General features: G+C 51.6%; 9 protein-coding genes and 1 tRNA gene. 4 read left to right on the top strand and 6 right to left on the bottom strand.

All coding sequences use genetic code 11. The annotated features are described in order from the left end of the window. Positions 1 to 10 precede the first annotated feature (10 nt). From frr to GOC95_RS03245, 5 genes are all read right to left on the bottom strand, one after another. On the bottom strand, positions 11 to 568 hold the full coding sequence (gene frr / locus GOC95_RS03225; RefSeq protein WP_275355714.1) for a ribosome recycling factor: 558 nt from the start codon (positions 566 to 568) through the stop codon (positions 11 to 13). A 26-nt stretch (positions 569 to 594) separates the two neighbouring features. Then, the gene (pyrH, locus tag GOC95_RS03230; RefSeq protein WP_194748107.1) at positions 595 to 1,311 is read right to left on the bottom strand and encodes a UMP kinase; all 717 of its coding nucleotides are present in this window, start codon (positions 1,309 to 1,311) and stop codon (positions 595 to 597) included. A 214-nt stretch (positions 1,312 to 1,525) separates the two neighbouring features. Next, positions 1,526 to 2,401 carry a translation elongation factor Ts gene (gene tsf / locus GOC95_RS03235; protein WP_275355717.1) on the bottom strand — a complete coding sequence of 292 codons (876 nt, stop codon included), beginning with the start codon at positions 2,399 to 2,401 and terminating at the stop codon, positions 1,526 to 1,528. Between the two features lie 184 nt (positions 2,402 to 2,585). Next, positions 2,586 to 3,329 (bottom strand): 30S ribosomal protein S2, encoded by a 744-nt coding sequence (rpsB, locus tag GOC95_RS03240; protein WP_275355719.1) that lies wholly within the window; start codon positions 3,327 to 3,329, stop codon positions 2,586 to 2,588. Between the two features lie 164 nt (positions 3,330 to 3,493). Then, positions 3,494 to 3,569 (bottom strand) — tRNA-Arg (locus GOC95_RS03245). 140 nt (positions 3,570 to 3,709) lie between these two features. On the opposite strand from GOC95_RS03245, the gene dhaL reads away from it, so the two are divergent. The 3 genes from dhaL (at position 3,710) to GOC95_RS03260 (ending at position 7,709) form a co-directional block, all read left to right on the top strand. Then, positions 3,710 to 4,339, top strand: coding sequence for a dihydroxyacetone kinase subunit DhaL (dhaL, locus tag GOC95_RS03250; protein ID WP_275355720.1), 630 nt, complete (start codon positions 3,710 to 3,712; stop codon positions 4,337 to 4,339). A gap of 103 nt (positions 4,340 to 4,442) precedes the next feature. Then, entirely contained in the window at positions 4,443 to 5,441 is a 999-nt protein-coding gene (gene dhaK, locus GOC95_RS03255) for a dihydroxyacetone kinase subunit DhaK (protein WP_275355721.1), read from the top strand. 198 nt (positions 5,442 to 5,639) lie between these two features. Then, entirely contained in the window at positions 5,640 to 7,709 is a 2,070-nt protein-coding gene (locus GOC95_RS03260; protein ID WP_275355723.1) for a diguanylate cyclase, read from the top strand. A 12-nt stretch (positions 7,710 to 7,721) separates the two neighbouring features. Here the strand turns inward: GOC95_RS03260 and glnE are convergent, their stop codons facing one another. Beyond that, positions 7,722 to 10,460 carry a bifunctional [glutamate--ammonia ligase]-adenylyl-L-tyrosine phosphorylase/[glutamate--ammonia-ligase] adenylyltransferase gene (gene glnE, locus GOC95_RS03265; RefSeq protein ID WP_275355725.1) on the bottom strand — a complete coding sequence of 913 codons (2,739 nt, stop codon included), beginning with the start codon at positions 10,458 to 10,460 and terminating at the stop codon, positions 7,722 to 7,724. Between the two features lie 118 nt (positions 10,461 to 10,578). Between glnE and acs the strand changes: the two genes are divergently transcribed. Then, positions 10,579 to 12,555 (top strand): acetate--CoA ligase, encoded by a 1,977-nt coding sequence (gene acs, locus GOC95_RS03270; protein ID WP_275355727.1) that lies wholly within the window; start codon positions 10,579 to 10,581, stop codon positions 12,553 to 12,555. Positions 12,556 to 12,611 lie beyond the last annotated feature (56 nt).

A 12,611-nucleotide genomic window follows, 5' to 3' on the forward strand; every position in this document is an offset into this window, starting at 1 on the left:
CAAATGGCTGTTAAACAGCCATCAGGTCCGCTTCTTTTTGTTGCAGAATTTTATCGACTTCCGCCACAGCTTTGTCTGTCATTTTTTGCACTTCATCTTGTGCGCGGCGCTCGTCATCTTCAGAAATGGCTTTGTCTTTAATCAGTTTTTTCAGAGCATCGTTTGCATCACGGCGCACATTACGGATCGCCACTTTGGCGCCCTCACCTTCCTGACGCACAATTTTGGCGAGGTCGCGGCGACGCTCTTCGGTCAACATTGGCATAGGTACGCGAATCAAATCACCATTGGTGGCAGGATTCAGGCCTAAATCACAGTCTCTAATCGCTTTTTCAACTTTGGCAATCATGTTTTTTTCGTAAGGCTGCACATTCAAGGTACGTGCATCACCCAAATTGACATTCGCAACTTGATTGACTGCCACCATAGAGCCGTAATACTCCACCATCACATGATCCAGCAAGCCGGTGTGTGCACGGCCAGTACGGATTTTTGCCAGATCCACTTTCAGGGACTCCAGCGATTTATGCATTTTCTGCTCGGCAGATTTTTTAATGTCTTCAACCATTTGATTCTCCAATCGACGCGCGGGGCTTAAGCCATCACGCGCGTACCTTCATTTTCACCCAGAATGACACGCTTCAACGCGCCTTCTTTAAAGATACTGAACACCGCAATCGGCATTTTCTGATCTCGGCACAGCGTAAATGCAGTTGCATCCATCACTTTGAGGTTTTTATTGATCGCCTCGTCGTAGGTCACCATATCATAACGGGTCGCTGTCGGATCTTTTTTCGGATCTGCCGTGTAAATGCCATCGACCTTGGTCGCCTTCAATACAATTTCGGCATCAATCTCAACGCCGCGCAAAGCAGCTGCCGTGTCCGTGGTAAAAAACGGGTTACCAGTACCCGCGCCAAAAATCACCACCTTACCTTCTTCCAGGTAACGAATGGCTTTACCGCGGATATAAGGCTCAGCGACCGCCTCAATATTCAATGCACTCTGCACACGTGCTGGCAAGCCTGCGTGCTTCATGGCATCCTGCAAGGCCATCGCGTTCATCACCGTGGCTAGCATACCCATGTAATCCGCAGTTGCCCGGTCCATGCCCTCTGCGGCAGGGGCAACACCGCGAAAAATATTGCCACCGCCGATGACTATGCCGACCTGTACGCCCATACTGACGATTTCTTTGACTTGCGCAACAATAGCCGTCACTGTTTCGCGATTAATGCCATATGCGTCATCGCCCATCAGCGCTTCACCTGATAACTTGAGTAATATGCGCTTGAAAACAGGTTGTGCCATAATTATTTTCCCAAACTCAAAAATGTGCCTATTTAATCACAAAAACATCATTTTTTGGATGTTGCAGGCGCAATTAGAAATAAAACTAGTGATTCGCGGTAAAACTACAAGGCTGATCCATAAAAACCAAAATTCAGCCATAAAACAAAATTCAGCCATAAAAAAAGTGGAATCCTAAGATTCCACTTTTTGTGAGACGCTACTAGCCAGTCAATTAGACTTTTGCAGCAGCAGCCACTTCAGCCGCGTAATCGACTACGGCTTTTTCAATGCCTTCACCCACGATGTACATGCTGAAAGAAGCCACGCTTGCCCCTTTGGATTTCAGCAATTGCTCAATGCTCAGCTTGTCATCTTTCACAAAGGCCTGGCTCAGCAAAGTCACTTCTTTCAAGAACTTCTGCACCGTACCTTCTGCAATTTTTTCCAGCATGGCTTCTGGCTTGCCAGCTTCTTTGGCTTTTTCGATAGCCACTCGACGCTCGGCTTCAATCAGCGCAGCATCCACACCACTGGCATCCAGCGATTTTGGTTTGGCTGCAGCAATATGCATTGCAATGTCTTTACCCAGCGCTTCGTCACCACCCACCAGATCAACCAGCACACCAATTTTGCTACCATGCACATAGCTGAACAATTGGCCTTGTGCTTGTGTACGCACAAAACGACGTGGAGTGATGTTTTCGCCAATTTTACCAACCAGTTGCGCACGCACAGACTCCGCTGTTTCGCCACGCAATGGCAATGCACCGACAGCATCAATGTCAGCAGGATTGTTTTCGTTCACAGTTTGCGCCAACTCGCTCACAAACTTGAGGAATTCTTCGTTCTTGGCGCAGAAGTCAGTTTCAGAGTTCACTTCGATCAGTGTACCCAGTTTGCCATCAGCGGTAATGCTGATGCCTACGGTGCCTTCTGCAGCCACACGGCCAGCCGCTTTGCTTGCCTTGTTACCAAAGCGTACACGCAGAATTTCTTCCGCACGGGCCATATCGCCTTCAGCTTCTGTCAAAGCCTTTTTACAGTCCATCATTGGGGCATCGGTGCGCTCACGTAAGTCTTTCACCATGCTTGCGGTAATTTCAGCCATTTATTTGCTCCTTTTATTCAACGACCTGAGCGGTCGCCATCAATATTCTTTTCACTATACAGGGGCTGTGTGACAGCCAGATTGCGCCAGACACCAGCGCATTTACGTGCCCATTCTGTCAGCCTATGCAACAGAAGACACAATAGAAAAAGGGGCGATGCGCCCCTTTTCATGCTACCGGGAATTACTCAGCCACTGCCTCAGCAGGTGCAGCTTCTTCCTGTGCAGCCTTCACGATTTCAGAAATCGCGTTTGCACGACCTTCCAACACGGCATCAGCCATGCCACGTGCGTACAAGCGGATTGCGCGTGAAGAGTCATCGTTACCAGGGATGACATAAGTGATGCCATCTGGTGAGTTATTGGTATCCACGATACCAATCACTGGAATACCCAGTTTACGTGCTTCAGTAATCGCGCCGCTTTCATGACCAACGTCGATCACAAAAATCGCATCTGGCAAGCCACCCATCTCCTTAATACCACCAATGGAACGCTCCAGCTTTTCGATTTCACGCTTGATGCCCAAAGCTTCTTTTTTACCGAACTTGTCGATGCTGCCATCAATCATCATGGCTTCAAAGTCTTGCAAACGCTTGATAGATTGCTTCACGGTTTTGAAGTTGGTCAGCATACCACCCAACCAGCGATGGTTCACGTATGAACAAGCAGCGCGCTGTGCTTCTTCTTTCACGATATCGCGGGCTTGACGCTTGGTGCCCACAAACAGAATACGTCCCTTGTTTGCTGCCAAAGTGCGCACATATTTCTGTGCTTCTTCAAACAGTGGCAGGGTTTTTTCCAGGTTAACAATATGAATTTTGTTACGATCGCCAAAAATGAACTCTGCCATTTTCGGGTTCCAGTAACGAGTTTGGTGACCAAAGTGAACACCAGCCTCCAACATTTGACGCATAGTCACGGACATGATTTTATCTTTCCATTCAAAGGGTTATTCATAAACTTGCAATCAAAAACACCGTATTTAACGGCACCCAATGTGATTGCAAGCAAGTGTTTGACAAAAAGTCAATCCAAAATTATAGCGCTTAATCCGAATACTATCAAGCACTTAAGCATTTTCAGCTAAGCTGGCGTCCCCGTCAGGACTCGAACCTGAAACTAGCCCTTAGGAGGGGCTGGTGATATCCTGTTTCACCACGAGGACAGCGGCGCTATTTTAAACGCTTGTCTGCAAAACGACCACCCTGTCATTCAAAATCGCTGACGCCTCCCTCAGCCAGCTTGCCGAGCCCGATGGCTGTGAGTAACATGCACCTACAAACTTTCTAACTGACAGACAGAGATATGGATACTAACTCTATCAATTGTTGTGCCTCGGCGATACGCGAGGCAATTGTTGCGCATGAAGCGGATATCGAATGCCTGGACCGCGAAATAGGCGATGGCGACCACTACATTAATATGAAGCGTGGCTGTGAAGCGATTGCAGGACTGGCAAATGAACTCAATGGCCTAGACGCACCTGATGCGCTGAATAAAATTGGCATGAAATTACTGAGCACCATAGGCGGGGCATCTGGGCCGTTATTTGCAAGCTTTTTTATGGCCATGGGCAAATCGCTTAAAACCAGTGAAACAATCAGCATCAACCACCTTGCCGCCGCATTTGACGCTGGTGTACAAGCCATTATGCAACGGGGCAAAGCCCAGGCCGGTGAAAAAACCATGCTGGATGTGCTGGTCCCCGTCGCCCAGACCTTTAAACACATGGCAGAACAAGGCCACACCCGCCCGGAAATTGCAGCCGCCCTGAAAAAGACAGCCAGTGAAGGTCTTGAGTCCACGCGTAATATGCTGGCCACCAAAGGTCGCGCGGCTGGATTGGGTGAGCGCGCCATTGGTCATCTCGATGCGGGGGCAAAAAGCTGCCAGGTCATGATTCATGCAGTGTGCGATCTCGTGCTTGCCGGTTAAGGGCATTACAGATCAAGTTTGCCCCACTCACCCCTCTACGCGGCGCACTGGGTATCAGGCTTAGCTTAGCCAGCTGTGCACGGTTTTAATCACGGAGCGAAAAATGAAAAAATTTTTAAATCAGGTTGACCAGATGCTGACTGAAAGTCTGGCTGGCTTTGCCACTGCACATCGCGAGCTGGTGCAAGTGCAATTTGAGCCGACCTTTGTCAGCCGCAAACAAAAAGCACAAAACAAGGTCGTGCTGATTTCCGGTGGCGGTTCAGGCCATGAACCTTTGCATGCGGGCTATGTGGGCAAAGGCATGCTGGATGCCGCCTGTCCAGGCCAGGTATTCACCTCACCTACCCCAGATCAGATGCTGGCGGCAGCCGAAGCGGTGCATGCGGATAAAGGCGTGCTGTTTATCGTGAAAAACTACGCCGGGGATGTCATGAATTTTGAAATGGCGGCTGAAATGCTGCCGTTTGAGCATGCCACGGTGCTGACCTCGGATGACTGTGCCGTCGTCAATAGCACCTATACCTCAGGTCGCCGCGGCGTGGCAGGCACCGTCATTGTCGAAAAATGCGTCGGTAGCCTGGCGGAAAGCGGCGCTGACCTCGCCGCCTGCAAGGCGCTTGGCGATAAAATCAATCTACGCACTTCCAGCATAGGCGTCGCACTGACCAGTTGCACGGTTCCTGCGGCAGGGAGACCCACCTTCGATATCACTGAAGCTGAAATTGAAATGGGGGTAGGCATCCATGGTGAACCAGGTCGCCGCCGTGAAGCCATGCGTGTAGCAGACGCCATCGTCACGGACATAGTCGCCGCGATTGTGCATGATATTGAAGCCAAAAAACTGCCTGGTGCGGGCGATATCCTGCTTTTGGTGAATGGCCTGGGCGCGACACCGCTAATGGAGTTATACCTGATTTATCACGCAGCCGCAGAACAGCTGACAGCCAAAGGTTACCAAGTCACCCGCAGTCTGGTTGGCAACTACACCACCGCCATTGACATGGCAGGCGCCTCGATCACGGTCTGCCTGCTGGATCAGGAAATCCTAAAGCACTGGGACAGCCCAGTGCATACCGCTGGCTTGCGCTGGGGCTGCTAACCCGATTCGCTACCTTAAACGCTGCCCCTAGTCAGTCCGCTCACAGGCAGCAAAGGCAACTGCATTAATTTATTTTAAATCGCCACTTTCTCGCACATTATGATTGCTTCCTGCTTGCGGCAGGTGTATGTTAATCCAAGGGATGCAAATCCACTGTTCATATCAGTGTGGACATACCAATAAACAAAAGCAGTATATTTGAGTGATGATGCATGGCAGCAACAAACCTGTGGCGGACTTCCTGAATTCAGATTCAGTCTCGGCTTCATTTTTCTGCAAATCAGACTGGACCGCCTGATGAAGCGCCTGCTCAACCACAAACAATCGCTGACGCTGGATGTCATGTTGCAAATGGCGATCAGGGTCAGCATCGTGATTGTCGCGGTCAGTGCACTCACTTACTGGCACATCTACAAAACGCTGGTGGCCTCCACCATTGATGGCCTCGAACATTACATCCATGAACGCGGCCAGCGTGAAAGTGCCATTTTCAAGTTGGCCGAGTCCAATCACCAGATTTTCAGGGCCACCTTTCTCTCGCACTGGCAACAAGATTTTTTCTACAATGACCGCTTCTTCTGGCAAGTCTTCCAGCGCATGCCAGACCACACCATACACCTGCAAAAAAAAGCCTACGATGGCTTTTATAATCAATCCGGCCTGATCAGCAAAGACGTCACCGCATATATCGGCGCCAAGGCCCCGATTGCCAATGAGGATTTCAGGAAGAAATTACTGCTGTCGTATGTCATGGTCGATCACTTTGGCACGTCGTGGACCAAGCAGTTTGCCAACCTGTATGTCTCCATGCCAGAAAATGTCAATATTGTGTACTGGCCAGGCATGCGTTGGGCTGACAACGCCAGCAGCAAACTGGATGTTCTCACTGAAGAGTGGGTTTACATCACCACCCGGCAGCGCAACCCTGAGCGCAAGAGTGTCTGGACTGGCCTCTACTTTGACCCGACCGCCAATGAATGGATGGTGTCACTGGAGACCCCTATTGATATCACTGAGACAAACACGCTGAATGTGGGGCATGACATTTTGCTCAATGCCCTGTTTGACCGCGTGTTTAATGACCATCTGTCAGGGACCTACAATTTTATCTTCCGCGAAGATGGGCGCTTGATTGCGCACCCGGCCAAAGAGACAGAAATGAACCGTACACGGGGCATGCTGATGATCCCTGACCTCAAAGACGCGCATTTGAGCCAGCAGTTTCAGGTGCTGACGCAATCCATCAAAAACAGGCAGCAGGCTTATTTTATTGTTGAGGATGATGACGCATTTCTGGCAGCCACACAAATAGAAGGCCCTGGCTGGTGGTTTGTCACGGTCTACCCAAAATCTTTATTGTCTGCACCGTCCATGAGTGCCGCCAGATTTATCCTGATTGTCAGTGTACTGGCATTGGTGATAGAGCTGATCATGCTGTATCTGGTGATGAAGAAAAAAGTCATTCAACCGCTGGAGACGTTTATGGCGGCCTCCAGCGCCATTGAAGCGCAGCAGTATGAAAAAATCACCAACCACACCCTACCCTTGCCCTTTAAGTTGCAAAACGAGATTGGCAAGCTGGCGAGGATGTTCAAAAGCATGTCTGGCAGCTTGCAACAATACCGCAATGAGATGCAACGCCTGAACCATTCGCTGGAAGATCAAGTAAAAATCAGAACCCGGGCGTTGCAGCAGGCAAAAGACAAAGCGGAAAAAGAGGCTACCATAGACAGCCTGACACAAATCCCTAACCGCCACTCTTTTTATAACCGTGCCAAAGCCATACTGCAACAAGCAGACCATACCGGGGCACCACTGTGCTTCCTGATGCTGGATATTGATTTCTTTAAAGTGATCAATGACTCTTACGGCCATCCGCAAGGCGACCAGGTGCTGATTGCTTGTTCACGGACGATTGAAAATGCCATCCGCGACAAGGACTTACTGGGTAGACTGGGCGGTGAGGAGTTTGCCGTGGTCTTACCCGCCACAACAGCCGAAGAAGCGCGCGTGATTGCTGAACGCATCCGTACCTCGATCGCAGAGTTACGCTTTTTTACCCCACAGGGCGGCCATGAATTCAGCACGACGATCAGCATAGGCATTTCGTGCGCGAATGAAACGATTTATGCCTATGAATTGCTTTATAAACATGCCGACCTGGCCCTTTATCAGGCCAAGCAAACCGGACGTAACCGGGTGATTTGCTACAACAGCCAATGGCAACCACCCGTCACAGACGCGCAAGCCTGGAATGCAGGCGAATAACGCGTTTCTCAGTCAGACTTGGCCCAGTAACTGCTGCCCCAGTAACTTCTGCCAAAGTGCCTTGACCACGGTTCTCTGCGGCAGTAATTCCGCATCTTCAACAATGGCATCTTGCCCTTGCAACTTGGTGTGATGGATCAGTCTCCGGTATTCACGGTAGGCTGCGGCAACCGCTTCTGCCATGGTTGCAGAGTCAATCAGTCCCAATTCGGCACAGCGCTCCAGCAAGCCGATATTGCCAATATTTTCGGCCAGGCCGGGATGCTTAGCCCCGTGCAATAACACCAGATATTGCACCATAAACTCGACATCAATAATGCCGCCTGGCCCTTGCTTGAGATCAAAGCGGCCAAGCTTGGACTTCTGGGCTTCGCGCATTTTCTCGCGCATGTGCACAATATCTTGCTTGAGCGCAGTTGCATCTCGCGGCTGCACGATGATCTCACGGCGGATCTGTTCAAAGGCCGCGCCGATGTGATCCAAGCCCGCCACAAAACGTGCACGCGTCAGTGCCTGATGCTCCCATACCCAGGCTTTATGATGCTGATACTCCCTGAACGCGGCCACCGTACTGACCAGCAAACCACTATTGCCATCTGGGCGTAACTGCAAGTCGGTCTCATACAGCAAGCCGGCATTGGTCAGCGTGTTAAACCAGGTATTCAGGCGCTGAGCAAAGCGTGCATAGACCTCCGGGGCCTGCTCCGCGTCATCTTCATATAGAAAAATAATATCCAGATCCGAGAGATAGCCTAATTCTTTGCCGCCCAGCTTGCCGTAGCCGATCACGGCGAACTGGGGCGTATCGCGGTGTTTGATCGCCAGGTTTTGCCACACGGTCTGTACACTGACCTGCAAGATCACGTCGGCCAGTGCGCTTAAGTCGTCCGAAATCGCCTCCAGTGACAACGCCGTCATCACGTCCTGTGCCGCAATTTTAAGCACGCTGGCATGCTTGAAATGTCGCATCGCATCCATTTGCGCTTCCACATCGCCGTGCAAGGCTTGCATCTGGCTTAGCAGCTCGGTTTTCAATTGGGCGGCATCCAATCGCTTGAACAAGGTCTGCTTATTGAGCAACTCATCCAGCAAAATGGGGTGGGCAGAGACATACTGTGCAATCCACGGGCTGGCGGCACACAGTTTGACGATCAGCGACAGTGCATCAGGAAACTCTGCCAACAAAGCCAGATAGCTGGCGCGGCGGCAAATACTTTCCAGCAAGTCCAGCGTGCGAATGAGTGCGGTATCCGGCGTGGTGCTCTGTTGCTGTGCGGCTTCCCGCAACAGTAAGGGCATCAGTTGATCCAGTCGGCGACGGCTTTGCTCAGGCAATTGCTGGATGCGTTGGCTCGCCCGCGTCTGCTGCAACAAATGCACGATATCGCTGCCACGCGTATACCCTTGCGCAGCCAGCCATTGCTCACTGTCAGCGGCACTCAGCGTCCCTTGCCAAACAGCCGTTTCCTGTTGTAAATCCTGTTGCTGTTCGTCCTTAAAGGTTTCATCAAAAAAACGTTGTATGCGGTCTCTATGCAGATTGAGTTCGACTATAAAACTGGACCAGTCCGGCTGCTTGAGCATCTGCAGCAAGTAACCACGGTAGGTCTCAGACTCAGGCAAATCCTGGGTTTGCTGATCGTCGATGTACATGAGTCTATGCTCTAGGTTGCGCAGATAGACATAACTTTGCTTGAGGGCAGAGACTTCGTCTGCGGGCAACATGCCGCGCATCGCCAAGCAGTCGAGCACCGCCAGCGTCGGCTTGATTTGCAAATCCGGCACTTGACCACCACGGATCAGCTGGAACAACTGCGCGATAAACTCGACCTCGCGGATGCCGCCCCGCCCCAGCTTGATATTGTCCGAGAGCTTGCGCTGCAGCACATCGCGCTGAATTTGCAGCTTGAGATCGCGCATGGAGGCATAAGCGTTAAAATCCAGATACTTGCGGAACACAAACGGCTTGATCAGCCTGGTCAGTGCAGCTTCTGGCCCATGGATGACCCGGCCCTTAATCCAGGCGTAACGCTCCCACTCACGGCCATAATTCTGGTAGTAATCCTCCAGCGCATCGAGGTTGCAAACCAGCGCGCCTTCCGAGCCAAACGGGCGCAAACGCATATCCACGCGAAAGACAAAGCCTTCCGCCCTGACTTCATCCAGCGCCACAATGACCTTTTTACCCAGCCGCGTAAAAAAGTCCTGGTTACTGATGGACTTTTCTCCATTGGTGTTCCCTTCTTCTTCATAGGCAAAAATCAGGTCTATATCAGAGGAGACATTCAATTCACGCCCGCCTAGCTTGCCCATGCCGACCACGATCAGTTGCTGCGGCGCGCCCTTGGCTGAGCAAGGCTGACCATAGATATCAGCCAGGCGGGCGTGGTAGAAGGTGATAGCCGCAGCAATTGCCGACTCGGCCAGCGCGCTTGTGGTTTCCACCACCTCGGCAAAATCCGCCAGACCATTCAGGTCACGCACGATCAAATGTGCCATCAAGCGCTGCCTGATCAATCGGATTTGTTGCAGAAAAACAGATTCTTCACTATTTTTTTCAATTAAAAACAGATCTTTGACATCTTGAGTCTTATATGTCTTATATAAGTTATCTAACAGATCAGTTACAAAATCTGGATGTTTTGTAACGAATCTGGCAAAAAAGGGGCTACAAGCAGCCGCATGCAGCAAATAGGCGGCCTCTGTAGACGCGACCTGCTTTTCTGTTAGAATTTGGGCAAGCTGTTGCATGGGCTGTGGCTCTAGTAACGGGATGTGTGCTCGGAGAGTTTGTCAATCAGAACCAAAATAATAACACCTGAGGTTCGCTCACACTTTCATTTTTTGACATTGATTTTTGGGGGACGCTATGTCTATCGAATCTGTACTTCATGAACACCGCGTATTCGCGCCGGGCAAAGAGTTTTCAAGCCAGGCCGCGATCGGCAGCATGGAGGAATACCAACGCCTGTGCCAGGAAGTGGCACAGGATTACGAAGGATTCTGGGCCAAACTGGCTCGCGAGCTATTAATCTGGCACAAACCGTTTACCAAGACACTCAATCAGGACCATGCCCCCTTCTACAAATGGTTTGAAGATGGCGAGTTAAATGTGTCCGCCAACTGCCTGGACAAGCACCTGCAAACCATCCCCAACAAAACCGCCATTATTTTTGAGGCGGATAACGGCGATGTGCGCAGTGTGAGCTACAAAGAACTCTACCACCAGGTCTGCCAGTTTGCGAATGGCCTCAAGTCACTCAAGCTGGTCAAGGGTGACCGCGTCATTATCTACCTGCCCATGGGCATTGAAGCCGTGGTCGCCATGCAGGCCTGTGCCCGTCTGGGCATCATTCACTCGGTGGTATTTGGCGGCTTTTCTGCCAAAAGCCTCAATGAGCGGATTATCGATGCTGGCGCGGTGGCGGTGATTACCTCAGACGGCCAATACCGTGGCGGTAAAACGCTGCCGCTCAAACAAGCAGTCGACGAAGGCATTGCCATGGGCGGCTGTGACAGCATCCGCCATATGGTGGTGTTCAAGAAAACCGGCATGGACGTCGCCTGGGATAGTACCTGTGTCTGGTGGCATGACCTGATTGCAGGCCAAGCCGACACCTGTGAGCCGGTGATGGTAGACGCAGAACATCCGTTGTTCCTGCTCTACACCTCAGGTTCGACCGGTAAACCCAAAGGCGTACAACATAGCTCGGCGGGCTATCTGCTGCACGCGATGAACACCATGCGCTGGACCTTTGATATTAAGCCCAACGACATTTACTGGTGTACGGCCGATGTGGGCTGGATCACCGGTCACAGCTATGTCGCTTACGGCCCGCTTGCCATGGGGGCGACCCAGATTGTGTTTGAAGGCATTCCGACCTATCCGAATGCAGGGCGTTTCTGGGAAATGATTCAGCGCCACAAAGTCAGCGTGTTCTACACCGCGCCTACCGCGATCCGCTCCCTGATCAAAGCCGGTGAAACCGACTTTACCACGCACCCCAACCATTTCGATTTAGCCAGCCTGCGTTTGCTGGGCACCGTCGGCGAGCCTATCAACCCCGAAGCCTGGATGTGGTACTACGAACAAGTGGGCGGCAATCGCTGCCCGATTGTCGATACCTTCTGGCAAACCGAAACCGGCGGCCATGTGATAACCCCGCTACCAGGCGCGACTCCCTTGGTGCCAGGTTCCTGCACCCTGCCCTTCCCTGGCATTGATATCGACGTCGTAGATGAAACCGGCAAAGCCATTGCCTGGGGCAATGGCGGTCTACTGGTGATCAAAAAGCCGTGGCCCTCCATGATCCGCACCATTTACAACGATCCCGAGCGTTACAAAGCCAGCTATTTCCCGACCGAACTGGGTGGCAACCTGTACTTGGCTGGGGATGGCGCCGTGCGTGACGCCGACACCGGTAATTTCACCATCATGGGCCGCATTGATGACGTATTGAACGTGTCGGGCCACCGCCTGGGTACCATGGAAATCGAGTCTGCGCTGGTCGCCAACCATTTGGTCGCCGAGTCTGCCGTGGTCGGCAAACCACATCCGATCAAAGGTGAGTCTGTGGTGGCTTACGTCGTACTGAAAGGCAAGCGCCCAGAAGGCGAAGAAGCCAAGAAGATCGTGGCCGAATTGCGTGACTGGGTCGGTAAAGAAATTGGCCCGATTGCCAAGCCGGATGAAATCCGCTTTGGCGACAACCTGCCCAAGACGCGTTCGGGCAAAATCATGCGCCGCTTGTTGCGTAGCCTGGCCAAGGGTGAGGAAATCACTTCTGATATTTCGACCCTGGATAACCCGGCCATCCTCGAACAGTTGAAACAGGCCGTCAATTAACCCTCTGCTGCCGATGGAAGGGTTAATTATTCTGATTATTTTCGCAGCGGTGGCGA

Source organism: Methylophilus sp. YYY-1 (assembly GCF_029132825.1).
GTDB classification, from domain to species: domain Bacteria; phylum Pseudomonadota; class Gammaproteobacteria; order Burkholderiales; family Methylophilaceae; genus Methylophilus; species Methylophilus glucosoxydans.